Genomic DNA, 25,157 nt, shown 5'->3' on the forward strand with positions numbered 1-25,157 from the left:
ATCACCGGCCGGCTTCTGCACTCCTACAGTTCGAGGAAACCTACGGACGGAGAAGAACATGACCGCAGTGGATCAGGTACTGGGCGGGCCCACGCTCGAGCAGGCACGCCGCATCGTGACGGAGATCCCGGGACCCCGGTCCCGGGAGCTGGCGCGGCGCCGCGCCGCCGCACTGCCGGCGGGCCTGGCCAGTGGCGCCGAGATCTACGCCGCCGCCGGGGGCGGGGGTGTGCTCGTCGACGTGGACGGGAATTCCTTCATCGACCTCGGCTCCGGCATCGCCGTCACCACCGTCGGCAACTCCGCCCCTCGGGTGGTCGAACGCGCCACCGCGCAGCTGCAGCAGTTCACCCACACCTGTTTCCTCGCCACCCCCTACGAGCCGTACATCGAGGTCGCCGAGGCCCTCAACCGGCTGACTCCCGGCACCCACGCCAAGCGCACAGCCCTGTTCAACACCGGCAGCGAGGCCGTCGAGAACGCCGTGAAGTACGCCCGCGCAGCGACCGGCCGGTCCGCCGTGGTCACGTTCGACCACGCCTTCCACGGCCGGACGCTGATGACGATGACCATGACGGCGAAGAATCAGCCCTACAAGCACTCCTTCGGTCCGTTCGCCCCGGAGGTCTACCGCGCCCCGATGGCCTACCCCTACCGGTGGTCGGGTGGGCCCGACCGCGCCGCGGACGAGGCGTTCGAGCAGTTCCGGTTGCTCGTCGACGCTCAGATCGGTGCGGACCAGGTGGCGTGCGTCGTCGTCGAACCCATCCAGGGCGAAGGCGGGTTCATCGTTCCCGCCGACGGATTCCTGCGGCGCATCGCCGATTTCTGCCGGGACCGCGGCATCCTCGTCGTCGCCGACGAGGTCCAGACCGGAATCGCCCGCACCGGAGCCTGGTTCGCGTGCGAGCACGAGGGCCTCGTGCCGGATCTGATCGTCACGGCGAAGGGACTCGCCGGCGGATTCCCCCTCGCGGCCGTCACCGGCCGGGCCGAGATCATGGACCGCGCCCATCCGGGCGGCATCGGCGGCACCTACAGCGGCAACCCCGCCGCGTGTGCCGCGGCGCTCGGCGTATTCGAGACGATCGAGGCCGAGCACCTGCTCGACCGCGCTCAGGAGATCGGCGCGCTGATGCTGCGGGAACTGCGCGAGATCGGCACCCGCCACCCGGTCGTCGGCGACGTCCGCGGTCGCGGCGCCATGGTCGCCGTCGAGCTCGTCGAGCCCGGTACGACCACCCCCAACCGCGAGGCGGTCGCGGAGATCGTCCGGTACTGCCAGGCCCACGGAGTCCTCACCCTGACCGCCGGCACCTTCGGGAATGTGCTCCGGTTCCTGCCGCCGTTGTCGATCTCCGACACGCTGCTCACCGAGGCGTTCTCGGTGCTGCGCGACGCGTTCGCCGCCCTCTGACCACCGCTCCCCTACTCCCGAGGACCAGAGTATGACCACCACCGCACCCGCACGCACGACCGGCCCCCTGCGGCCGCTCGAACTCCTCGGCGCCGACGCGTTGCTCGACGCCGACGAACGCGACATCGCCGCCACCGTCCGGAGATTCGTCGAAACCCGACTCGCCCCCGAGGTCGGCAACTGGTTCGAATCCGCCACGCTGCCCAAGGAGCTGGCGAAGGAGTTCGGCACTCTCGGCGTCCTCGGCATGCACCTGCACGGATACGGGTGCGCGGGCACCAACGCCGTCAGCTACGGTCTGGCCTGCCTGGAACTCGAGGCCGGCGACAGCGGATTCCGTAGCTTCGTCTCGGTGCAGGGCTCGCTGTCGATGTTCTCGATCCACCGCTACGGGTCCGACGAGCAGAAGGAGCACTGGCTGCCCCGGCTCGCCTCCGGCGACGCCATCGGGTGCTTCGGCCTGACGGAACCCGACTTCGGTTCCAACCCCGGGGGAATGCGTACCCGCGCCCGCCGGGACGGGTCGGACTGGATCCTCACCGGCACCAAGATGTGGATCACCAACGGCAATCTCGCGGACGTCGCCACGGTGTGGGCGCAGACCGACGAGGGTGTGCGCGGGTTCGTCGTGCCCACCGACACCCCCGGCTTCACCGCCAACCCGATCCACCGGAAGCTGTCGCTGCGGGCGTCGGTGACCTCCGAGCTGGTGCTCGACAACGTGCGCCTGCCGGCATCGGCCGAGCTGCCGCTCGCCCGCGGACTCGGCGCTCCCCTGTCCTGCCTCAACGAGGCCCGGTTCGGGATCGTGTTCGGCGCGCTCGGCGCGGCCCGCAACAGCCTCGAGACCGCATTGGACTACGCCGCCTCCCGCGAGGTCTTCGATCGTCCGCTCGCCGCCTACCAGCTCACCCAGGAGAAGCTGGCCGACATGACGCTCGAGCTCGGCAAGGGATTCCTGCTCGCGCTGCACCTCGGCCGCCTCAAGGACGAATCCGGGGTCACTCCCGAGCAGATCAGCCTCGGCAAGCTCAACAACGTCCGCGAGGCCCTGGCCATCGCCCGCGAATGCCGGACCATCCTCGGCGCCAGCGGAATCACCCTCGAGTACTCGCCGCTGCGGCACGCCAACAACCTCGAGTCGGTGCTGACCTACGAGGGCACCAGCGAGATGCACCTGCTCTCGATCGGTCGCGCGCTGACCGGTCACGCCGCATTCCGCTGATCCGCACCGTCGACGCGTCGAAGGGACACACCATGACGACACCCGTTCTGCTGCAACACTACATCGACGGTGAGTGGTTCGACGGCGGGGCCGAGGCTCTGACCAGCATCAGCCCCGCCGAGCCGGACGTCACCGTCGCGCACGGCCGGGCGGCCACCGGCGACGACGTCGACCGGGCCGTCGCCGCCGCGCGCGCCGCGGCCCGGCACTGGGCGAAGACCCCGGCGCACGAACGCGGTGCCGTCCTGGCCCGGGCGGCCGCCGTCGTCGAATCGTCCGCCCCCCAGTGGGGCGCGGAACTCGCCCGCGAGGAGGGCAAGACGCGCGGCGAGGGCGTCGCCGAGGTACTCCGCGCCGCCCAGATCCTGCGCTTCTACGGCGGCGAGGGAGACCGGGAGGCCGGTGAGGTGTTCGCCTCCCCGCGGCGCGGGGAACAGATCCTGGTCGCGCGCAAACCCGTCGGCGTGGTGGGGGTCGTCACCCCCTTCAACTTCCCCATCGCCATCCCCGCCTGGAAGATCGCCCCGGCACTGACCTACGGCAACACCGTGGTGTGGAAGCCGGCGGGCACCGTGCCGCTGCTGGCGATGCGGCTCGCGCAGGCCCTCGCCGACGCGGGCCTGCCACCGGGCGTGCTCAACCTCGTCGTCGGCGGCCGGGCGGTCGGCGCCGGCATCGCCGATCATCCGGGGATCGACGCGCTGACCTTCACCGGTTCGACGGCGGTCGGTCGGAGCCTCGCGGCGGCCGGGGCCGCGCGGGGCGTGCCGGTGCAGGCGGAGATGGGGGGCAAGAACGCGGCCGTCGTGCTCGGCGACGCGGACCTCGATCTCGCCGCCGAGCAGGTGCTGCTCGGTGCGTTCCGGTCGTCGGGGCAGAAGTGCACGGCGACCTCGCGGCTGATCGTCACCGACGACGTCGCCGACGAGTTCGTCGGTGAACTGGTCGCCCGGATCGGCAAGTGGACCGTCGGCAATCCCCTCGATGAGCAGGTCCACATGGGCCCGGTGGTCGACGCCGCGGCGCGGACCTCGATCCAGGCCGGTGTCGACGAGGCGGTCCGGCAGGGTGCCCGCCTGCTGTGCGGCGGGCGACCGTACGAGGACGGTGAACTCGCGGCCGGGTTCTACGTGCCGCCCACCGTGCTCGAGTTGCCCGGCACCGGGCTCGACGTGTGGCGGGAGGAGTTGTTCGGACCCGTCCTGGCCGTGTGCCGCGCGGCGGACGCCGAGGCGGCGTTCGCGCTCGCCGACGACAGCGAGTACGGATTGTCGGCCGCGGTGTTCACCCAGGACCTCACCCGCGCGCTCGGGGCGCTCGAGGACCTGGACGTGGGCATCCTGCACATCAACTCCGAATCCGCCGGTGCCGATCCGCACGTCCCGTTCGGCGGCGCCAAGAAGAGCGGCTACGGCCCGAAGGAACAGGGCCGCGCGGCGCGGGAGTTCTTCACCCACACCACGACCGTCTACCTCCGCGGCGGGAGGCCGATCGCATGAGCCAGGGCGCACTCGACGGCATCGTCGTCGCCGATTTCACCCGGGTCCTCGCCGGCCCCTACGCCACGATGATGCTCGCGGACATGGGCGCCGAGGTCGTCAAGATCGAACGTCCGGGCACCGGCGACGACACCCGGGCGTGGGGACCGCCCTACGACGACGCCGGCACGGCCACCTACTTCAACTCGGTGAACCGCAACAAGACCTCCGTGGTCCTCGACCTCGCGTCGGAGCCGGGCCGGGCGGAGGCCCGTCGGCTCGTCGCGCGCGCGGACATCGTGGTCGAGAACTTCCGGGCGGGCACCATGGAGCGGCTCGGCCTCGGCTACGACGACCTGCTCGACGTCAACCCGGGGCTGATCTACTGCTCCGTCACCGGGTTCGGGAGCGGCGACGGGGCAGCCCTGCCGGGCTACGACCTGCTCGTGCAGGCCGTCGGGGGACTCATGAGCATCACCGGACCCGAGGCCGGCACGCCGACGAAGGTGGGCGTCGCGGTCGTCGACGTGCTCACGGGCCTGCACGCCCTCGCCGGGATCCTCGCTGCGCTGCACCACCGCGAGCGCACCGGCGAGGGGCAGCGCGTCGAAACCAATCTCCTTGCCGCGCTGCTGTCCTCACTCGTCAACCAGGGGTCGGCGTACCTCGGTGCCGGGGTGGTGCCCGGCATCCTCGGAAATCGTCATCCCAGCATCGCCCCATACGAGGTGTTCCCGACCAAGGACCGGCCGCTGGCGCTGGCGGTGGGCAACGACAAGCAGTTCACCCGGCTCGCCGAGACGATCGGCGCGCCGGGACTGGCCACCGATCCGCGGTTCGGCAGCAACCCGCTGCGCGTCGCACACCGAGACGAACTGCGGGAGGAGATCACCTCGATCCTCGCCACCGCCGGGGCCGACTACTGGTACGACGAACTCTCCCGCGTGGGTGTTCCGGCCGGACCCATCAACGACGTCGCCGAGGCCTTCGAGTTCGCCCGGCGTCTCGGTCTCGACGCCGTGGTGTCGGTGCCCGGAAGCTCGACGCCACAGGTCGGAAACCCGTTGACCTTCTCCAGGACTCCGGTCCGGTACCGGTCGGCTCCGCCACCCCTGGGTGGAGCCGCGGACTGACCGGAGAGGCCTGGAGGAGTGCCCGTCCCGTCGCGCCCGGCCGCGGCGGGACGGGCGTCGCACGGGGGCGGGACCGTGTCGGATCAAGGATGCACGACGGCGCGAACCTCGTGTGCCGGAACGGTGGCTGCGGGGACTCGATGCCGACGACGTCCAGAAGCGTCACCGATGCCGACAGGTCCATGAACCCGACGGCCTTGCCGTGCAGGCCGTCGGCGGCAGCTGGTTCCTACAGCACAATCTCGGCGACCGTGCAGCTGTACCGGACGAAGGTGGTCACGGTGAGAGCGACGGTGATCGCCGTTCGGGACAACAGACGCTCCGGACAACAGATTCGCCACAACCCTGGCTGCCATCGGCTCGTTTCCGAAGATGTTGGCCTACAGGATCATTCACTCCACCAGCATGACCAGCCGAGCGGGGAACCGATCGAGCGGGAAGCCCTGGACCGTGCCGAAGCCGACGATCATCCGCGCTCGTTCGAGCGACGCAGTGTCCGGTCGCCGGCCGTTCGCGGTCACCGTCACGAACCGCGCGAATTTCGGCGTCGGTGATTACGGTCGAACCCGCCTGCGCCACTATTCCTCCTGGCGGTCCAGCATCTCCCGAGCCTTGACGGCCAGCCACCACTCCACCCGGGTGTGGATCGAGTCGAGATCGCGGCCGGTCAGCTCGGCAATACGGGCGAGCCGGTTCCGCAGGGTGTGCCGGTGGATGCCCAGCGCGACGGCGGCACTCTCGGCCTGAGCGTTGTGCTCGAGGTACGCGGCCAGCGTCTCGACCAGTCCTCCACTCCCCCCGCGCTTCTCGTCGTAGGCATCGAGCGCCTCGAGTCCGGAGCGGGCGATGGCCTGCAGCGCGTCCGGATCCTGCATGCCCAGCAACACGGAGAAGGTGCCCAACTCGGCGAACACCACCGGTACCGTGTCCCCGCCCCGCGCCGCACGAGCCGCCGAGAGTGCTTGGTGGACACTATTTTTCGCGTCCATCACGGCGCACGGCCCGCCCAGCCCGCACCGGACCGGGCGGCTGAGCTGCGCGCGGACGCGGTGCTGGACCCGGGTCGCGATCTCGCGCGCCCGGTCGGCCGGCAGCACCACTGCGACATCCGCACCGACCGAGGCCGCCAGGTATGGGACCGCCTCCGTGGCGAGGGCCGAGCCGACCTGCCGTTCCGCCGGCAGCAGCGGACCGACCTCGGTCAGCACGGCGACCGCGACCGTGTCGGTCGGTTCCAATCCGAAGTATCGGAGCAGGCCGGCGTCCATGCGTTCGGGCGCGTCGAAGAGCGTCCGGGTGACGACGGCCCGCAGCCGCTGCTCCGCGCTCTGTACCTTCGCGGGCTTCCCCAGCTCGATGGAGATCAGCGACACTGCGTGGGCGAGGAGCAGACGGTCGGCCGGCGGGAGCGGTTCCGCGGTGCCGACGGCCAGGTATCCGTAGACGTCCGGTGCGGCGGCGATGCTCTGAACGGTGTAGTGGCCGCCGTCGTCCACCAGCACCTTGCTCATCTGCCGACGTCGCGGCGATCGGGACGCCGACTCCGATACCGCGCGGGCATGCCCGATCGCCCGGGTCGTGTCCGACCCGTACTCGGCGAGGACACGATCGTCCGGGTCGACGACGGCGACGACGCCGGCCAGTGCCTGGCCGAGCGTGGTCACCACCGCGGGCACGCCGCCGCGCAGGGTGGCGCGGGCCAGTCGCTCCTGCTGATCGACGACCCGCTGCACCGCCCGAACCTGATCGGCTGTCAGTTCGTCGATGACCGCGCGGGTGATGGCGACGAAGGGGGTCGAGGCGGGCACGGCGAGTACCGGGAATCCGAGGGCGTCGCCGGCTGCCCGAAGACCGTCCGGCACGCGGTCGAACCGGGTGCCGGTGTCGAACGCCAAGGCCACGCAACCGGCACCGACCAGGCCTTGGAGATAGGTGAACTGGTCGTCGGCACCGGCACCGATCTCCAGCCCGGTGGTCATGACGAGTTCTCCTCCCGAAAGCCACGGAGTGGGATCGGGAAGCTCGATCGGATGCGCCCATTCGATGACTCGGTCGGCACCGTCGCGACCGGCAACGAGGGTGAGCCCCAACTCCGGCAGCGTCGTGAGTCGACGCACGGTGATGGCCATGATGACGTTCCTTTCCCGCACTGGGCGGCTAGGAGGTGGGCCGGTCGGCGAGAACTTCGAGTGCCAGCTGGATGTCCGTGACGTCCCGGGGTGAGCGTAGGGACCGGCCCAGCAGGTCCTCGACCCGCTTCACCCGGTGCCGCACGGTATTCGGATGCAGATTCAACTCCCGCGCAGTGCGCCCCACGTCCAGTTCCCGGGCCAGGTGCAGCACGAGGAAGTCGACCAGGTCGTCGTGGCCGTCGAGCAGGGGGGCCAGGAGCGCGGCAGCGCGGGCGAGGGCTGTCTCCGGGTCGCGGCCCGCCAACAGCCAGTCGGCGAGACCGACGTCCTCGAATCGCTGGGTGATCATACCGAGCCGCCCGGCGGCCCGTCGCGCCCGGCGTGCCTCGCGTAGTTTGCCGGGTCCGCGCGCGGGATCGGTGAACGGCTCGCTCACGCCGCACGTCAGTCCCTCCGGGAGGTTCGCGGACCACGAATCGAAGGCCTCCGCCCGGGCCGGGACCACTCCGACGAGGCCGCCGTCGTCCCGGGCGAGGAGCAGGGTCAGCCCGATGTCGCGGGCCAGCCCGGACACATCCGATTCGACGGCGTCGAGCAGTGAATTGGCCCGGAACACCCACCGACGGTTGTCGTAGTCGGGTGTGGCGGACAGGACCAGTATCCGCATGTCGGGCTCGGGCCCGAACCGGAGCATCTCGAGCTGATCCAGGACGGTGTCGGCATCGGCCGGGTTGCCCGACGCCAGTGCCCGCACGAGTGCGGCGTGCCGCGCGCGGTTCTCGACGGTGGCACGCTGGCGGGTGCGTTCGATCGTGTTGAGCAGCCGCAACGACACCTCGACCGCGGGTGCCGTGAGCGGATCGGCGAGCTCGTTGCTCCGCGAGGCGAGGACCAGCCAGTAGTGCTGGTCGCCCGGGGTGATCGAGTGCGCGCTCACCGACCATCGGCCGACTCGGAACATCAGCCGACCGTCCCGGCCGCGCAATTGGTTTCGGATCAGGTGCACGGGCGCCCCACCCGCCGAGGCGGCGACGTCGCCGACCTCGTTGTAGAGGATCACACTGCTGCGAAGCAGCCCGGCGAGACGGGCCACGAGGTCGACCTCGGGCGCTTCGGCTGTCATCGCTTCGAGCAGATGGTTCTGCATCTGCAGCGTGCGGCGCAGCAGCATCGAGTCCTGCGTCCGCACCGCCGCGTTGACGTGTCCGACCACATCCATGAACGGCAGTTCCGGCGGGATCGACACCACGGCGAACCGGTGGCGTTCGGCCTCGTCGAGCAGAGGGCGGGGGATGTCACCGGTGATGACTCCGAGGCCGTACCCGAGCGCGGTGATACCGGCCCCGACGAGTTCGCGGATCAGTTCACGGCAGGCCTGCTGCGGATCCGCGAGGGCAGGAAACCGCGAGCCGGTGGTGAGCATCATCGATCCCGGAGGCAGCCACCGGGTCGGGTTCTCGATCTCGATCGGGTGTGCCCCGGTGATCTCCACATTCGGGTCGGCATCGGTCACGAGCCGGAGCTCGAGGGCGGGTTCGAGCAGCAGGTCGACGAGCCGGAATCGGTCCGGAAGCAGGTTCGCCATCTTCTCCCTCGGATGTGCAAAACTCCAACGATTGGGGCAACTCAATTCACTATCTCCAATTGATGGGGTGCCGACCAGGCCGAATACTGGGTCACACCCAAAACAGGAGTATGACGATGATCACATCTCGCAGTCCTCACCTTCGCGTCGCCGTGGACGTCGGCGGCACCTTCACAGACGTGTGCATCTTCGACGAGAGCGCTTCGACCACCCGCATCGCGAAGGTTCCCTCGACCCCGGACGACCCGATGCGAGCCGTGATGGACGGCGTGCGCACCGCGGGCATCGATCTCACCGAGGTGAGTCTGTTCTCCCACGGCACCACGGTCGCGACCAATGCGCTCATCACCCGCAACTTCCCACCCGCGGCGCTGGTGACTACCCGCGGGTTCCGCGACGTGCTCGAGATTCGCGACGGCACCAAGGACGAGCTCTGGGACACGTACGTCGACGTCGGCACCCCCTACATCCGTCGCCGGGACCGGTACGAGGTCACCGAGCGCATCGACTACGCCGGCGAGATCGTCACCCCGCTCGACGAGACCGAAGTCCGCGAACTCGCCCGGGTCCTCCGCCGCAAGAACATCAAGACCGTCGCGGTCTGCCTGATCAACAGCTACGTCGACAACACCCACGAACAGCGCGTCCGGGCGCTGCTCGAGGCCGAAATTCCCGACGTCACTGTTTCGACCTCGAGCGAGATCCTCCCCGAGATCTTCGAGTACGACCGCGCCTCCACCACCGTCGCGAACGCCGTGCTCGCGCCGCTGGTCAGCGGATACGTCAACCGGCTCGAAGCGCAGTTGCGCACCGACGGGTACGAGGGCGACCTGCTCCTGCTCCATTCCGGCGGCGGTTCCATGACTCCCGCGATGGTGGAAAAGTTCCCCGTCCGCCTCGCCGCTTCCGGCATCGCCGCCGGCGCGATCGCCGTGGCCGACATCGCGACCCGCTGCGGATACCCCAATGCGATCGGCCTGGACATGGGAGGTACCAGCACCGACATCTCGCTCGTCTACGACGGCGAGGTCCGCACCACCAAGCAGTGGCAGGTCGAGTACGGCTTCCCCATCTCGTTCCCCAGCATCGAGGTGCTCACGATCGGTGCGGGCGGCGGATCGCTGGCCTGGCTGGACGAGGCGGGCTCGCTGCGCAACGGGCCGCAGTCCGCCGGCGCCTCCCCCGGCCCGGCCTGCTACCTGCGCGGCGGCTCCGAGCCGACCAACACCGACGCGAACGTGCTGCTCGGCCGGCTGGGCACCGCCCTCATCGGCGGCGGACTCACCCTGGACGTGGCGGCCGCCGAGAACGCGATCAAACAGAGCGTGGCCGGACCTCTCGGCCTCGACGCCGACACCGCGGCGAGCAACATCATCCAGGTGGCCAACGCGAACATGGCGGATGCGGTGCGGCTGTTGTCGATTCGCCGCGGCTACGATCCGCGTGACTTCGTCCTCGTCGTGTGCGGTGGGGCGGGCGCCCTGCACGGCGCGGCCCTGGCGAAGGAACTGTCCATTCCGACCGTTGTGGTGCCACCCCACCCGGGTATCACCTCGGCGCAGGGCTGCCTTCTCGTCGACATCCGGCACGACCTGTCGGCGATGTTCCAGGGCCGAGTCGACGAGGTCGACACCACCGCGCTCGAATGCGAGTTCCTTCGCCTCGAACAGGAGGGCACGCAGCGTCTTCGCCACGAGGGGGTCCCACCCGAGCGAATGGTCCTCGACCGTCACATCAGCATGCGCTATGCGGGGCAGTGGCGTTCGCTCACCGTCACCGCCGGCAGCGGTCCCGGCTTCCTGACGGAGGCAGTCGAGCGGTTCCACGAGGAGCACGAACGGGACTACTCGTTCCGGCGTGACAACACGCCCGTGGAGATCTACCAGATCGGCCTGCGCGCGGTGGGCACCACACCGAAACCGAACTTCCCGCGAACCTCCGAACCCAGCACTGGTGAGCCGACGCCCGTGGAACGGCGCCACGTCTACTTCGACGAAGCACGCGGCCGGCTCGATACACCCGTCTTCGACCGCGGCACACTGGAATTCGGTGCGCGGATCCCCGGCCCTGCCGTGATCACCCAGCTCGACTCCACCACCGTCGTCCCCCCGGGGACCACCGCCACGATCGACGAGTGGGCGAATATCCGTATCGACATCCAGGAGACCCGATGACCACCACGTCCCCCACCCTCGATCCGGTCACGTTCGAGGTTCTCAAGAACGCGTTCGCCACCTCGGTCGACCTGATGTCCGAGCAGATCCTGCGCACCTGCTACTCGTTCGTCATCTACTCGCGGGACTTTTCCTCCGCACTCTGCGACGCCGAAGGCAATACGGTGATGCAGGGCAGCCAGGACATCGCCGTCCACGTCGGCACCCTCCACTTCCAATGCAAGGCCGTGCTGGAGGAATTCGGCTCCGACATCAACCCCGGCGACATCTTCATGGTCAACGACCCCTACCGGGGCGGCACCCACCTCAACGACGTCAGCTTCGTCCGGCCGATCTTCGCGGACGGGGTCCTCATCGCCTTCGCGCAGAACAAGGGGCACTGGGCCGACATCGGCGGCAGCGTGCCGGGATCGTTCGACGTGACCGCCACCGAACATTTCGGTGAGGGCCTGCGAATCACGCCGGTCCGGGTGTGGCACGAGGGCCGATTCCTCGCCGACGTCGCGAAACTGCTCGTCGCGAACACCCGCTCGCCGGAGATCAGCATGGGTGACCTACACGCCCAGGCCGAGGCGACGGGCGTGTGCGAACGCGAAATCCATCGGTTGGTAGGCAAATACGGTCGCGACACAGTCACCGGCGCGATGCGCGAGGTCCAGGACTACGTCGAGCGGATCGTGCGCAGCCGGGTCGCCGACCTGCCGGACGGCACCTGGACCACCGAGGACTACCTCGATTCCGATCCCGCTCGTCCTGAGGGTCTCGTCCCGATCCGGGTGACCATGACGATCGAGGGTGACCAGCTCAGCTACGACCTGACGGGCAGCGCACCGGCCGTCGCCAGCTTCCTCAACAGCGGCTACGGCACCGCGTTCTCCGGGATCGTGGCCGGCACCAAGTCCTTCTTCCCCGACGTCCCGCTGAACTCGGGCCTCTACAACGCGATCCGCACCGACCTCGGACCGGAGGGCACCGTCGTCAATGCAGGCTGGCCGCACGCGGTGACCGGGTTCTGTTCCGGCCCCTACGAGAAGATCATGAACGCGATCTTCGAACTGTGGTCGAAGGTCGTGCCGTCCCGCGCCATCGCCTGCTCGTTCAACCTCGAGTACCTGCTCGTCGGCGGCCGCGACGCCCGCACCGAGGATCGCTCGTTCTTCATGTGGTACGACTGGATGGCCGGCGGCTGGGGCGGCCGCAGCTCGAAGGACGGCTCGAGCGCCACCGCACCGGTGTTCGGCATCGGCCTGGCCGTGCAACCGTGCGAGGGACAGGAACGGCTGACCCCCGTCCTCACGACCGAACATGCCATCATCACCGATTCCGGTGGACCGGGCGAATACCGCGGCGGGTGCGGACTGTCCAAGGGCGGTGTCCTCACCGACAGCGACAACAGCGTGATGTCCTACTGCTGCGACCGTTCCCGCTCGGTCACGTGGGGCATCGAGGGCGGCCTCCCCTCCATCCCGCACGGCGTCTGGCTCAACCGCGGCACCCCTGAAGAGCGCTTTCTCGGTTCCGTGTTCTCGAATGTGCCGGTCCAGTCCGGGGATTCCTTCGAGCGGCCGTCGGCCGGTGGCGGTGGCTACGGGGATCCGCTGCGGCGGGTCCCGGAGTCCGTGCTCGAGGACGTGATCGACGGGTATGTCTCCGTCGAACGCGCCGCCCTGGACTACGGCGTCGTCGTCGTACCGGTGGATCCCGAGATCGACCGTTACGAACTCGACGACGACGCCACCGAGCGCCTCCGCGCGAAGATCCGCGTGTCTCGCGAGGGTTGGCTCGCCGAGGATCCCGAATCCGTCGCCGTCCGCTACCGCAGTGGTGAGCTGTCCGTGCTCGACCTCGTGCGTCGCTACGGCGTGATCGTCGACTGGGGTACCGGCGAGTTGCTGCCCACCACCACCGCCCAGTTCCGCGATCTCCTGCTGACCCGGTCCGTCGCGCACTGGTCCTGACCGTGAGGGCGGGGCAGCGAACTCGCTGCCCCGCTTCGGTTTCCGCTTCACTCCTTCCCGAACACTCTCCGACCGAACCTCCCACCCGGTATCGCGGGCGGTCGTGCACCCCTGCGCCGGTTCGGATTCCCTCCCCTCGAGAGGCGGCCCCATGCCCGATCAGCTCACCGATTCCGTCCCCGAACCCCGCGCGGAGCGCGACCACGTGCCCGACTCGGGCCGGATGTCCCGGTGGTCGCTGACGATGGCCTGGTGGGCCATGTTCAGCGCAATGTTCTGGCTCTACATCGCAATTGCCTCGGCCGGAGCGGTCGGTGTGCCGGCGACTCTGGTGGGGATGGCCGCCTCCGTCGTCACCTTCGGCGTCGTGAATCTGGCGCTGTCCCGGTATGCGATCCACACCGGCCTGTCCGTCGAGTTGCTGTCCCGGCGCATGTTCGGTGCCGTCGGCTCACTGCTCGCCCCGGCGCTGTTCGCCGCCACCGCGCTCTACTACGGGGTCTTCGAAGGATCCATCGTCGCCGTGGCCCTGCAGGAGTACTTCGGCGGCGATATCAGGCTGTGGTATCTGCTGTGCACGGTGTACATGATTCCCGTGGTGATCGGCGGCGTGGCCGCGTGGCTCGACAAGCTCAACGGGATCCTCCTGCCGTTCTACCTCGCAGGCATGGTCGCCGTCGTGGTGGCCGCGACCGTGCAACAGGGGTACCCCACCGGTTGGCTGACCGCCACGGTGGCGTCGGGTCCGCTTCCGGGCTGGCTCACCGCCTACCTCGTCTACATGGGTGTCTGGGTACTGATGATGTACACCATCGACTACGCGAGGCTCGGTCGAAGTGCCGACGCCGGTTTCCACGGCACCGTCACGTTCGGCTGGGTGTTCTACGCGGTGACCTTCGGGTTCAACGGACTCATCGGCCTCTACCTCCTCGGGGCCCGGGACATCGCCGGAACCGAGTCCGGTGTGGTCGAGGCGGTCGTCGGCTCCCTCGGCTTCGCCGGGGTCCTGCTGATCATCGTGTCCCAGACCCGCATCAATTCCGCAAACTTCCATCTGGCCTCAACCAACCTTCAGGTGTTCGCCCGCCGGGCGCTGGGCCTCGACATACCCCGGGCGGTGTGGGTGGTGGTCACCGCGGTGCTCGCATACCTGCTCATGCTCACCGATGTGCTGGGATACCTGTTGCAGGCCCTCGCCTGGCAGGGCGTGCTGATCACCGCCTGGGTGGCGATCGCGCTGGTCTATGTGCTGCGGGATCGCTGCCACCTCATGCCCGGTACCGCGTCCGGGGGTGTGCCGGCGTGGCTGATCTCCTCGGCCGCGGGTATCGCGCTCACTGTGCAGAAGGTCAGCGCGACGTGGGCCCAGCTCGCGCCGGTCGTGACGGTGGCACTGGCCGCGGGCAGCTACGCGCTGCTCACCCCGCGAGCAGGCGTGACGGACCGCCGGACGGCGGAACCCGAGTCCTCACCGGACGAGGCGCAGCCGGTGTGAATCCGGACGGGCAATTGCCTCGACGGCGAATGTGATCGCGGATCATGTACATCGGCGACATGTCGTGGGTCACATTTGCGGGCCTACTGTTCTCCCATCCGAACGACAGCGCAGTCGGAGCGCCGGAAATGGCACGCGAAGGCGCCGCACGACAGGTTTCGAAGGGAGTGCCGTGCACACCGATTCACAGGCCGAGAGGCCAGACGCCCTGGGGCACGCGCTGAAGAAGCGCCATCTCACCATGCTGTCGATGGGCGGGGTGATCGGCGCCGGGTTCTTCGTGGGCATCAGCGCGATCATCGGCCAGGCCGGCCCCGGCGCCATCCTCACCTGCCTGATCTGCGGCGTCATTGTCTTCCTGGTCATGCGAATGCTCGGGGAGATGGCCGTTGCCAAACCCTGCACCGGCTCGTTCACCGAATACGCCCGCGAGGCCATGGGCAACTGGGCGGGGTTCGCCACCGGATGGCTGTTCTGGTACTTCTGGGTGGTCGTCGTCGGGATCGAGGCCGTGGTCGGGGCCACACTGCTCGGCCGCTGGCTTCCCGACGTCCCGCTGTGGCTGATGGCAGCCGGTCTGCTGTTGATCATGACCGTGGTGAACCTGCTGTCGGTCGGCAATTTCGGTGAGGCCGAATACTGGTTCGCCGGAATCAAGGTCGCGGTGATCATCGCGTTCCTGGTCCTGGCCGGTCTCTACGTGCTGGGCGTCTGGCCCGGCACGGACCTGTCATTCCGCAACCTGACCGCGCACGGCGGCTTCCTGCCGAACGGCTTCACTCCCGTCCTGGTCGGGGTGGTCGCCGTGATCTTCTCGATGACGGGAGCCGAGCTCGTCACCATCGCCGCGGCCGAGTCGAAGGAGCCGGCGGCCGCGATCCGCCGTGCCACCAGCACCGTCGTGTTCCGGATCCTGGCCTTCTTCGTCGGTGCGACGTTCCTGCTCGTCACGATGCTGCCGTGGGACACCTACGTGGTCGGCGAGTCCCCCTTCGTGTCCGCCCTCGACGTCCTGGGCGTTCCCGGGGCTGCCGAGATTCTCAACTTCGTGGTGCTGGTGGCCGTGCTCTCGTGTCTGAACTCGGGGCTCTACACCGCGTCGCGCATGCTGTTCGTGCTCGGTGCCCATCGCGACGCACCCGCATGGATGACGGCGGTCAACTCCCGCGGTGTCCCGCTCAAGGGCGTGCTGTCGTGCACGTTCGTGGGATACGTGTGCATCGTCGCCGCCTACGTCTGGCCCGACACGATCTTCTTGTACCTTGTCACGTCGTCCGGTGCGATCTGCCTGTTCGTGTACATCATGATCTGCCTTTCCGAGCTGGTGCTGCGCCGCCGCTGGGAGCGCACGTCCCCGGAGATCCTGCAGTTCCGGGTGTGGCTGTATCCAGCCCTCCCCGTCGTCGTCACGGCCGTCATCGTCGCAATCCTCGTCGGCATGTGGTTCACCGGCGCCCGTGCCGAACTGGTGCAGTCGCTGATCGCGCTCGGCGTCATCGTCGCCGCGTACCACCTCAACACCCGGTACCAGCGCCGACGCGGACGCGCCCGGACCACCCCACCCGGGGAGACCGCATTGGCACGGGCGATGCACGTCGACAGGGCACCGCGACCCGCCGCGCCGGAGCCTGCCACCTCGGGCGATCCTGCGCACTGACGATCCGCTCCTCGCCGCCGGCCGCATCCGCAGCCGGCGGCGAGTCGTAGTTGCCGGGTGGGCTGCACGCGCTCATGCTTCCTGTCATGGACGGTCCTGTGTTCCCGCCCCCTCCACGCTCGGCGCGTCCGGTTCGGCGCGAATGGGACGCGCTGAGTTCCCTACCGCCATCGACGCGACGATTCGCTCCCGCGCAGGTCGCAGACCTTCCCCCGGCCGCACGACGATGGCTCACCCACGCAGTGGAACCGGGCGTGCCGCTCGCCCGGGTGGTGGCGCTGACCATGCACGGTCACATCAAGCTCGGGTCGTGGCGCCCGTTCCGGGCGACGCAGATCCTCGCGCCAGGGGTCGGGTTCGTGTGGGCGGCCACCGCGCGGGTCGCGGGTCTGCCGGTTCTCGGCTACGACCGGTACGCCGACGGACGCGGCGAGATGAACTGGAAGCTCGGCGGGCTCATCCCCGTGATGTCGGCCGCGACCGCCGATGTCGGCACCAGCGCCGCCGGCCGGCTGGCCTCCGAATTCGTCTTCGTACCATCGACATTCGGGACGGCGACGTGGCACGAGGCGGGTCCCGATGCCGCACTCGCGACCTGGCGTATCGGCCCTCACACCGAGACGGTGTGCCTCGAACTCGCCGGAAACGGCCGGCTCGGGGCGGTCCACCTGGATCGTTGGGGAAATCCGAACGGGAAACCCTTCGGCCGCTACCCGTTCGGGGTGGATATCGAGGCCGAAACATCGTTCTGCGGCATCACGATCCCGAGCCGGTTCCGCGCCGGATGGTGGTGGGGGACGAACCGCTGGTCCGAGGGCGAGTTCTTCCGCGCGGAGGTCACCGCCGCCGCATTCCGGTGAAATGCGCGGCGCCGACCCCACCGAGCATCAGAGCAGCACGGTACCGGCGTCGGCGTTGCCCTGCTTGGCGACCTCCGAGTAGGCCGCGGCGAGCAGCGTCGGGTCCGGCCCCTCGAGCCGGCCCGGTTTCGCGAGACCGTCGAGGACGACGAACCGCAGCATCCCGGCACGATTCTTCTTGTCGGTCTGCATGCCCTTGAGCAGATCGCCGAAGGCCGCGGCGTCGTACGTCGTGGGCAGGCCCACCGATTCGAGGATCGACCGGTGCCGATCGGCGGTCGCGTCGTCGAGACGCCCGGCCAGGCGGCCGAGTTCCGCGGCGAACACGAGTCCGACGGAGACCGCGGCGCCGTGACGCCACCGGTACCGCTCGCGACGCTCGATGGCGTGACCGAGGGTGTGCCCGTAGTTGAGGATCTCGCGCAGGCTGGACTCGCGCAGGTCCGCGGCGACGACCTTCGCCTTGACCTCGATGGAACGACGGATCAGTTCCGGCAGCACCGTTCCGGTCGGATCCAGCGCGGCCTGCGGGTCGGGCTCGATGAGGTCGAGGATCGCGGGGTCGGCGATGAATCCGGTCTTGATGACCTCCGCCATTCCCGCAATGATCTCGTTGCGCGGCACCGTCTCCAGGGTCGCCAGGTCCACGAACACGGCGGACGGTTCGTGGAAGACGCCGACGAGGTTCTTTCCGGCCTCGGTGTTGATACCGGTCTTGCCGCCGACCGCGGCGTCGACCATCGCGAGCAGCGTCGTCGGGATGTGGAAGATGCGCACGCCGCGCATCCAGGTGCCGGCCACGAATCCGGCGAGGTCGGTCGCGGCGCCGCCACCGAGGGAGACGACCGCGTCGCTGCGGGTCAGGCCGATGCGGCCGAGCACCTCCCAGCAGAACCCGGCGACCGCGAGATCCTTGCCGTCCTCGGCATCCGGGATCTCCACGCGGTGCGCGTCGATTCCCTTCTCCGCGAGCACTTCCCGCAGCGCCTCTGCCGTCGCTTCGAGCGGCGGCTGATGGAAGATCGCGACGGTGCGGGTACCTGTGAGGGTGTCGACGATGTCGCCGAGCAGGCCCCGCCCGATGATCACCGGGTAGGGCTGGGCCGTCTGGACATCGACGCGTACCGGTTCGGTCACGGTGTGGTGCTCCGCTTCTCTGCGCTGGTGGACGTGCTCTCGATGGTGCCGGAATCGGCCTCCGCCTCGAGCTTGCTGATCAGGTACTGGACGACGCGTCCCGGGCTGCGTCCGTCGGTCCGGACCCGGATGGTCGCGGCCTGCCGGTACAGCGGGCGCCGTCGGCGCATCAGTTCCCGGTACTTCCTGGCCGGGTCGTCGCCGGCGAGCAGGGGCCGGCCGGCGCCCGTTCCGGTGCGGCGCAGGCCCTCGGCGATGCTGATCTCGAGATAGATCACGGTGTGCCCGGCGAGGCGGCTGCGGGTGCGCTCGGACAGGATCGCGCCGCCGCCGAGGGAGACGATGCCGTTCTGCTGCGCGAGCGCGTCCGCGACGACGCGTTCCTCGATCTCCCGGAAGGCCGGCTCCCCGTCCTCGGCGAAGATCTCCGGGATGGTACGGCCGGTCGTGCGTTCGATCTCGGCGTCGGTGTCGAGCAGCGGCAGCTCGAGCGCCTGGGCCAGACGCCGACCGATCGTCGACTTTCCGGCACCGGGCGGCCCGATCAGTACGGCACGTGGCCTCATGACAGTCACCGCCGCGGACGTGCCGCAATGCCCTTCATGTAGTGGTCGGCGTTGCTGCGGGTCTCGGCCAGCGAGTCGCCACCGAACTTCTCGAGCGCAGCCTGTGCGACGACGAGCGCGACCATCGCCTCGGCGACCACACCGGCGGCGGGCACCGCACACACGTCGGACCGCTGGTGGATCGCGACGGCTTCCTCACCGGTGGTCATGTCCACGGTGGACAGGGCGCGCGGGACCGTCGAAATCGGCTTCATCGCCGCGCGCACGCGCAGCGCCTCACCGTTGGTCATGCCGCCTTCGAGGCCACCGGCGCGGTTTGTCGACCGCAGCACACCGTCCGGGCCGGGAAGCATCTCGTCGTGCGCGGCGCTGCCGCGGCGACGCGCGGTTTCGAAGCCGTCGCCGACCTCGACGCCCTTGATCGCCTGGATACCCATGAGGGCCGCGGCGAGACGCGCGTCGAGACGGTCGGCGCCGCTGATGAACGAGCCCAGGCCGACGGGCAGCCCGTGGACGACGACCTCGACGACGCCGCCGAGGGTGTCGCCGTCACGCTTTGCGGCTTCGATCTCGGCGATCATCGACTCTTCGGCGGCCTTGTCGAACGCGCGCACCGGGCTTGCGTCGATGGCCGCGAGGTCCGCGGCGGTCGGTTCCGCACCGACGTAAGGGTCGGAGGCACCGATGGAGATCACGTGGGAGACGACCTCCGCCCCGAACAGCTGGCGCAGGAAATTGCGGGCGACCGTCCCGGCGGCGACACGTGCTGCGGTTTCGCGGGCGCTGGCGCGTTCGAGCACCGGGCGGGCGTCGTCGAAGCCGTACTTGAGCATGCCGGAGTAGTCGGCGTGACCGGGGCGGGGACGGGTCAGCGGGGCGTTGCGGGCCTGGCCTGCGAGTTCCTCGGCGTCGACCGGGTCGGCGGACATGATGGTTTCCCACTTGGGCCATTCGGTGTTGCCCACCTCGACGGCGACGGGACCGCCGAGGGTGAGTCCGTGGCGCACACCGCCGATGATGGTGACCTTGTCGGCCTCGAACTTCATGCGCGCGCCGCGGCCGTAGCCGAGGCGGCGGCGGGCGAGCTGCTCCGAGATGTCGCTCGACGTCACCTCGACACCGGCGACCATCCCCTCGAGCATCGCGACGAGGGCGGGACCATGGGATTCTCCAGCAGTTATCCAGCGCAGCACACCGCATATCCTTCCATGCCCGATCGGGTTGTCGTGACGGTGGTCCGGTCACGCGACGGTGAGCAGTGCGAGCACGGTGACCGCGCACATCGACGGACCGTGCGGAACGAGCCCCGGGCCGGCTCGCGGTCGCCACCTCTGTCCCACCCGCATCAGGAGTCCCGCGGTGGCGGTGAGCAGCGGTGGACCGACCGCGACGAGCAGCCACACGACCGGCCCCGCGACGCCGGCGGCAGCGCCCACACCGACTGCGAGTTTGACGTCGCCGGCGCCCAGCGACCGCGGGGACGCGAGGTGGGCGAGCAGCATCGGCCCGGCGAGCAGACCCGCGCCGGCGAGCGCCGCGCGACCGGATCCGGCGCCGGCCGCCAGTGCGACGACGGCGACCGCACCGGGCACGGTGAGGACATTCGGGAGTCGTCGCACGAGCAGGTCGACGGCGCTCAGGCACACGCACCACCAGACCAGCGCGGCGAGCAGGAGCGCCGCCGCCGGGGTCGGCCCGACCAGCGCGGCGACCACCGCGCCGCCGCCGCACGCCGCCTCGCAGGCACAGCGGGCGGGGGGTCGCCCCGCGAGTCGGGTGGTCAGGTTCCGGGCCCCGAGACCCGCGACGAGCCCGGCCGACGCGTACAGCACGATTTCCATGGGCGCAGCGTGCCGCGTACGGGGTCGCCGAGCGACCTCCTCGGGCGGGAAAGCCCGAATCTGTGGATGGATCGGGCGGGTGTGGACAACTTCCGGATTGGCACGGCGTGTGACTGACGTATCCGTGCCCCGCGCCCGGATAGACCTTGATGTCGTGGTCGATCCCTGCCGCGTCGAGGATCGGTTCGATGCGGTCGGGAACACCGCGCACCCCGGGCCATCGATCCTTGTCCCCGAAGCTGCCGACGATCGGGCACGCGTGCGGCAGCGACCGCTCGACTTCCCTGGTGAGCCCGCCGTAGTTCACGCTCGCCGCGTCGAAGTCGTGGTCGGCAGCCACCGCGAGCGCGAAGCCCCCACCCATGCAGAATCCGATGACGCCGATTCTGCTCGTGCACTGTGGGTGGGCCACCAGCCACTGCCGGGTGGCGTCGAGTTCACTACCGGGCATCCACCCGCGCATCAACGCGAACAGGCAGCGGGATCGCTTTCCCCAGTAGAAGAGATCCGGTGCGACCGCGAGAAATCCTTCGCTCGCGAGCCACTGGGCATGGGCGCGGACGTCGCGGCTCATGCCCAGTGCGGCGTGGATGACGACCACGCCCGGCCACGGACCGGGTCCTGCCGGTGTCGCGACGTACAGGGGCATCTCGCCTCGTGGTGTGTGGATGCTGGTAGCTGTCACCAGCGGCTCCTTCTGTCGGTTCAGGACTCGGTCTCGGGACCGGCGAGGTCCGGCTGCACTGCCGGGCCGGTGACGTCACAATGCGGCTTGCACGCCACCGAATTCGCCGGTACCGCGGCGATCTGCGCGGGAATTAGGACGGCGGCGAGGACCGCGCCGGCAACGAGCAATCCGGCGCAGATCAGCATCGCGACATCGAACCCCCGGTCGAACGCGGCCGGGTCTGCGAGTGCCGCACCGCCGATGCCGACGAGCCCGGGAAGCGCGGCGACGGCGAGCAGCTGGCTGGTCCGTGCCACCGCGTTGTTGACCCCGGACGCGATCCCGGAGCGCGCGACCGGCACCGCACCGAGGACCGCCGCGGTCAGCGGCGCGACCAGCGACGACAGACCGAGACCGAACACGACGACCGCGGGCAGCACGTCCCGGAGGTAGGACGCGTCCGCGTCGATGCGCAGCATGAGCAGCAACCCGACCGCCGCGACGGCGGGCCCCAGCGTCATCGGTCCGCGCGGGCCGTGCCGCTGCGCGTAGCGACCCGACCGTGACGACAGCAGCAGCATCAGCACGGTGATCGGGATCGTGGCGGCGCCCGCCTGGATCGGCGAATAACCGACGACGAGCTGCAGTTGCAGCACCAGCAGGAAGAACACGCCGCCGAACGCGGCGTAGACGGTGAAGGTGACCAGATTCGCTGCAGTGAACAGGCGGGAGGCGAACAGATCCGGCGGTATCAGCGCGACCGGCGAGCGCCGCTCGATCAGCACGAACGACACCAGGACCGCGACGCCGACGCCGGCGACGAGGGGCTGCGCCTCGATCAACCCGTAGGTCACCAGACCCAGCCCGGCCGCGCCGAGGACCACGCCCGCAACGTCGAGCCGGTCCGGCGGCGACGGATCGCGACTCTCCGGCACGTGCCGGACCGCCGCCCACACGACGGCGGCGGCAAGGGGCAGATTCAGCAGGAACACCGACCGCCAGCCCGCGACCTCGACCATCCAGCCGCCGAGCAGCGGGCCGACGGCACCGGCGACGCCGCCGAAGCCGGACCACAGTCCGATCGCGGCGCCGCGGTCGTCGTCGCGGATGGTGGCCGAGATCAGCGCGAGGGATCCCGGCGTGAGCAGGGCCGCACCCACTCCCTGCAGGATTCGCGCGACCACCAGCGTGGCGACGTTCGGCGCGAGTCCGCACAACAACGATGCTGCCGCGAACCACACTGTGCCCGCGACGAATACACGCCGTCTCCCCCACCGGTCGCCGAGTGCACCACCGAGCAGGATCGCCGACGCCAAGGTCAGCGTGTAGCCGCTGAGCACCCACTGGATGCCGGCGACGCCGGAGCCGAGGTCGGTGGCGATGCGTGGGAGGGCGATGTTGACGACGGTGCCGTCCAGCAATGCGAGGCTCGAGGCGAGCACGGTGGCGGTGACGAGCCACCGGCCCCGGCGGGTGCGCAGACCGACGGTCGCCTCAACCATCTGTTCATGGTGCCTGCATCACCGGGAGCCCGCAGTCGATCCCCGGGGGGCCGGGCGCGCTCCTCGTCGCCGCCCGGACCTCGGCGCCTGTTTCGGCTGGAGCCGCTGTGCTCCGTCGATGCGCACCACCTCGCCGTTGATGTTGGGATTCTCGAGCAGGTGCTGCGCGAGGAAGGCGTATTCGTCTGGGGCGCCGAGCCGCTTCGGGAACGGCACCGATACGGCGAACTCGGCGAGCTTCTCCTCGCCGGGGAACTCCATGAGCGGGGTGCGGACGGTACCGGGAGCCCGACGACGAGATCGACAGATGACGCACCTGAACGCAATGCACTGGCATTCGTTCGACCCGTTCACGCACATCCCTCGCGACCGGGCCACGGTCGGCGCGCTGCGCGCCGCCTCCGCCGGGCACGACGTGAGCATCCAGCCGCGCAGCCACAAGCACACCCCGCCGAGCACAAGCCGTCGGCGTTCCAGGCACAGATCAAGGCGGCCACAGCGCACACCGCGTCCTGACCGACACTCCTGACCCGCGCGCGGTGGCGGATGCTCGTTCCTCATACCTAGATCTGCTAGGGTCACCGTTATCCATAGCACCGCTAGGTATGAGGGCGACATGTTCATCGAGAAAGATCTGGTGGCCGCCTCGGCCACTCCGCTCGTGCTCGGAATCCTCGCCGAGGGCGAGTCCTACGGGTACGCGATCATCAAACGCGTCAACGAATTGTCGCAAGGGCAGATGCAGTGGACGGACGGGATGCTGTACCCCCTCCTGCACCGCCTCGAGCGGGCGGGGCACGTGTCCGCTACCTGGCGCGTCGCCGACAACGGGCGACGTCGCAAGCACTACGCCATCACCGACGCCGGCCGGGGGGTGCTCGCCGACCGGGCGGCGCAGTGGACGGTCGTCGCCGACGCACTGCAGCAGGTGTGGCAGTCGGCCCAGTTGCCTCCTGCTACCGCGCCGGGGTGGTCGTGATGACACTCGACGCGCATCTCGAATCCCGCATCGCCGGTTGGCGCAGTTTCGTCGCCGGCCGGCGGGTGATCTCCCCCTCGGACATCGACGAGATGGAAGATCATCTCAGAGAACAGATCTCGGATCTCGTCTCGGTCGGATTGACCGCCGACGAAGCGTTTCTCGTCGCGGTCGGCCGGATGGGTGGACTCGACGAGATCTCCCGGGAGTTCGCCCAGGAACACTCCGACCGGTTGTGGAAGCAACTCGTCCTCACCCGTGACGCCGGTGAGGAATCCGGCACCGTGCGCCGCCCGAAGGAACTCGCGGTCGTGCTCGCGTGCGCGCTCGGCGCCGGCCTCGCGGTCCGCGCCGGGGTCGAGTGGCTGACGGAGTCGGCACTCGTGCGCAACGCCGCACTGCTCGTCCTGCCGTTCCTCACCCTGTACTTCGCGTGGAAGCGTGACATGCGCCTTCGTACGATTGCGGCACTCGCCCTTCCGTTCGCCGCAGCCGCGGTCGTGCTCAACGTGTTCCCGTTCGAACCGGGGGGTGTCACCGAGATCATCGCGGCGATCCACGCTCCCGTCGCCCTGTGGTTCGCCGTCGGGGCGGCCTATGTCGGGGGCGACTGGCGTTCCCACCGCCGGCGCATGGACTTCGTGCGCTTCACCGGGGAATGGGCGGTGTACCTGGCGTTGCTCGCCCTCGGTGGCGGTGTGCTGATGGGATTGACGGCGGGAGCCTTCGGCGCCCTCGGGATCGACATCGAACCGTTCTTCGAACAATGGATCCTGCCCTTCGGCCCGGCGGGAGCGATCGTGGTCGCAGCGTGGCTCGTGGAGGCGAAACAGCAGGTCGTCGAGAACATCGCGCCCGTCCTCACCCGGGTGTTCACGCCGATCACGATCGTCATGCTGGTCGCGCTGTTCGTCGCGGTGATCGCGTCCGGCAGTGTCGTCACCGTCGAGCGCGACCTGCTGATCCTCATGGATCTGATCCTGGTGCTGGTTCTCGGGCTGTTGCTGTACTCGATCTCGGCCCAGGACCCGCACGCCGCGCCCAACGTGTTCGATCTGCTGCAGGTCGTGCTGATCGCGGCGGCGCTCGCCGTCGACCTGCTGATGCTCACCGCGATGGCCTCGCGCATCGCCGAGTTCGGGTTCACCGCGAACAAGGTCACCGCGCTCGGCCTGAACCTCGTGCTGATGGTGAACCTGGTGTGGGCCGCTCGGCTCGGTGTCGCGTTCCTCCGGGGGCGTGCCGGCTTCGCCGCGGTCGAAAGGTGGCAGACCCGGTATCTCCCCGCCTACTGCGGGTGGGCAGTGCTCGCAGCGGTCGCGATTCCGCCGCTGTTCCGGTTCGTGTGAGC

The 25,157-nt window shown here is 69.4% G+C and carries 19 protein-coding genes and 2 pseudogenes; 11 read left to right on the top strand and 10 right to left on the bottom strand.

The features are described from left to right. Positions 1–58: 58 nt before the first annotated feature. Genes gabT through RZ1_RS01870 form a run of 4 tightly spaced genes read left to right on the top strand, consistent with a single transcriptional unit; the run spans position 59 to position 5,253 of the window. A complete protein-coding gene (gene gabT, locus RZ1_RS01855; protein ID WP_072808630.1) occupies positions 59–1,417 on the top strand; it encodes a 4-aminobutyrate--2-oxoglutarate transaminase in 1,359 nt (452 codons plus the stop codon). 31 nt (positions 1,418–1,448) lie between these two features. Next, positions 1,449–2,642 carry an acyl-CoA dehydrogenase family protein gene (locus RZ1_RS01860; protein WP_072808632.1) on the top strand — a complete coding sequence of 398 codons (1,194 nt, stop codon included), beginning with the start codon at positions 1,449–1,451 and terminating at the stop codon, positions 2,640–2,642. A gap of 32 nt (positions 2,643–2,674) precedes the next feature. Next, a complete protein-coding gene (locus RZ1_RS01865) occupies positions 2,675–4,141 on the top strand; it encodes an aldehyde dehydrogenase family protein (protein WP_072808634.1) in 1,467 nt (488 codons plus the stop codon). Continuing rightward, positions 4,138–5,253, top strand: a complete 1,116-nt coding sequence (locus RZ1_RS01870; protein ID WP_072808635.1) for a CaiB/BaiF CoA transferase family protein — start codon at positions 4,138–4,140, stop codon at positions 5,251–5,253. The genes RZ1_RS01865 and RZ1_RS01870 overlap by 4 nt, the downstream gene beginning before the upstream one ends. Positions 5,254–5,645: 392 nt before the next feature. Here the strand turns inward: RZ1_RS01870 and RZ1_RS31600 are convergent, their stop codons facing one another. Genes RZ1_RS31600 through RZ1_RS01880 form a run of 3 tightly spaced genes read right to left on the bottom strand, consistent with a single transcriptional unit; the run spans position 5,646 to position 8,970 of the window. Further along, positions 5,646–5,780 carry a hypothetical protein gene (locus tag RZ1_RS31600; RefSeq protein ID WP_280522807.1) on the bottom strand — a complete coding sequence of 45 codons (135 nt, stop codon included), beginning with the start codon at positions 5,778–5,780 and terminating at the stop codon, positions 5,646–5,648. A gap of 51 nt (positions 5,781–5,831) precedes the next feature. Beyond that, positions 5,832–7,382 carry a PucR family transcriptional regulator gene (locus RZ1_RS01875; protein WP_072808637.1) on the bottom strand — a complete coding sequence of 517 codons (1,551 nt, stop codon included), beginning with the start codon at positions 7,380–7,382 and terminating at the stop codon, positions 5,832–5,834. 28 nt (positions 7,383–7,410) lie between these two features. After that, positions 7,411–8,970, bottom strand: coding sequence for a PucR family transcriptional regulator (locus RZ1_RS01880; protein WP_083583458.1), 1,560 nt, complete (start codon positions 8,968–8,970; stop codon positions 7,411–7,413). A gap of 110 nt (positions 8,971–9,080) precedes the next feature. Between RZ1_RS01880 and RZ1_RS01885 the strand changes: the two genes are divergently transcribed. From RZ1_RS01885 to RZ1_RS01905, 5 genes are all read left to right on the top strand, one after another. Next, the gene (locus tag RZ1_RS01885) at positions 9,081–11,144 is read left to right on the top strand and encodes a hydantoinase/oxoprolinase family protein (protein WP_072808639.1); all 2,064 of its coding nucleotides are present in this window, start codon (positions 9,081–9,083) and stop codon (positions 11,142–11,144) included. Then, positions 11,141–13,102, top strand: a complete 1,962-nt coding sequence (locus tag RZ1_RS01890) for a hydantoinase B/oxoprolinase family protein (RefSeq protein ID WP_072808640.1) — start codon at positions 11,141–11,143, stop codon at positions 13,100–13,102. The genes RZ1_RS01885 and RZ1_RS01890 overlap by 4 nt, the downstream gene beginning before the upstream one ends. A 151-nt stretch (positions 13,103–13,253) precedes the next feature. Then, complete coding sequence (locus RZ1_RS01895) at positions 13,254–14,597, top strand: purine-cytosine permease family protein (protein WP_072808642.1); 1,344 nt, start codon at positions 13,254–13,256, stop codon at positions 14,595–14,597. Between the two features lie 172 nt (positions 14,598–14,769). After that, complete coding sequence (locus RZ1_RS01900) at positions 14,770–16,254, top strand: amino acid permease (RefSeq protein WP_072808644.1); 1,485 nt, start codon at positions 14,770–14,772, stop codon at positions 16,252–16,254. Between the two features lie 86 nt (positions 16,255–16,340). After that, a complete protein-coding gene (locus RZ1_RS01905; protein ID WP_072808795.1) occupies positions 16,341–17,114 on the top strand; it encodes a DUF6920 family protein in 774 nt (257 codons plus the stop codon). A gap of 27 nt (positions 17,115–17,141) precedes the next feature. Here the strand turns inward: RZ1_RS01905 and aroB are convergent, their stop codons facing one another. From aroB to RZ1_RS01940, 7 genes and pseudogenes are all read right to left on the bottom strand, one after another. Then, complete coding sequence (aroB, locus tag RZ1_RS01910; protein ID WP_072808646.1) at positions 17,142–18,251, bottom strand: 3-dehydroquinate synthase; 1,110 nt, start codon at positions 18,249–18,251, stop codon at positions 17,142–17,144. Next, positions 18,248–18,817, bottom strand: a complete 570-nt coding sequence (locus RZ1_RS01915) for a shikimate kinase (protein WP_072808648.1) — start codon at positions 18,815–18,817, stop codon at positions 18,248–18,250. The genes aroB and RZ1_RS01915 overlap by 4 nt, the downstream gene beginning before the upstream one ends. 5 nt (positions 18,818–18,822) lie before the next feature. After that, complete coding sequence (gene aroC, locus RZ1_RS01920) at positions 18,823–20,010, bottom strand: chorismate synthase (protein WP_072808649.1); 1,188 nt, start codon at positions 20,008–20,010, stop codon at positions 18,823–18,825. Positions 20,011–20,058: 48 nt separating this feature from the next. After that, positions 20,059–20,658, bottom strand: a complete 600-nt coding sequence (locus tag RZ1_RS01925) for a prepilin peptidase (protein WP_072808651.1) — start codon at positions 20,656–20,658, stop codon at positions 20,059–20,061. 121 nt (positions 20,659–20,779) lie between these two features. After that, positions 20,780–21,307: pseudogene (locus RZ1_RS01930) on the bottom strand (dienelactone hydrolase family protein); the annotation flags it as partial. 56 nt (positions 21,308–21,363) lie between these two features. Further along, positions 21,364–22,827, bottom strand: a complete 1,464-nt coding sequence (locus RZ1_RS01935; RefSeq protein WP_072808653.1) for an MFS transporter — start codon at positions 22,825–22,827, stop codon at positions 21,364–21,366. Between the two features lie 90 nt (positions 22,828–22,917). Then, positions 22,918–23,115: pseudogene (locus tag RZ1_RS01940) on the bottom strand (3-hydroxyacyl-CoA dehydrogenase); the annotation flags it as partial. A gap of 328 nt (positions 23,116–23,443) precedes the next feature. Here RZ1_RS01940 and RZ1_RS01945 point away from each other — a divergent pair. Beyond that, complete coding sequence (locus RZ1_RS01945) at positions 23,444–23,806, top strand: PadR family transcriptional regulator (protein WP_072808655.1); 363 nt, start codon at positions 23,444–23,446, stop codon at positions 23,804–23,806. After that, positions 23,806–25,155 carry a permease prefix domain 1-containing protein gene (locus RZ1_RS01950; RefSeq protein WP_072808797.1) on the top strand — a complete coding sequence of 450 codons (1,350 nt, stop codon included), beginning with the start codon at positions 23,806–23,808 and terminating at the stop codon, positions 25,153–25,155. Before RZ1_RS01945 ends, RZ1_RS01950 begins: the two co-directional genes overlap by 1 nt. Positions 25,156–25,157 lie beyond the last annotated feature (2 nt).

The organism is Rhodococcus zopfii NBRC 100606 = JCM 9919, from assembly GCF_001895025.1.
Lineage (GTDB): Bacteria > Actinomycetota > Actinomycetes > Mycobacteriales > Mycobacteriaceae > Rhodococcus > Rhodococcus zopfii.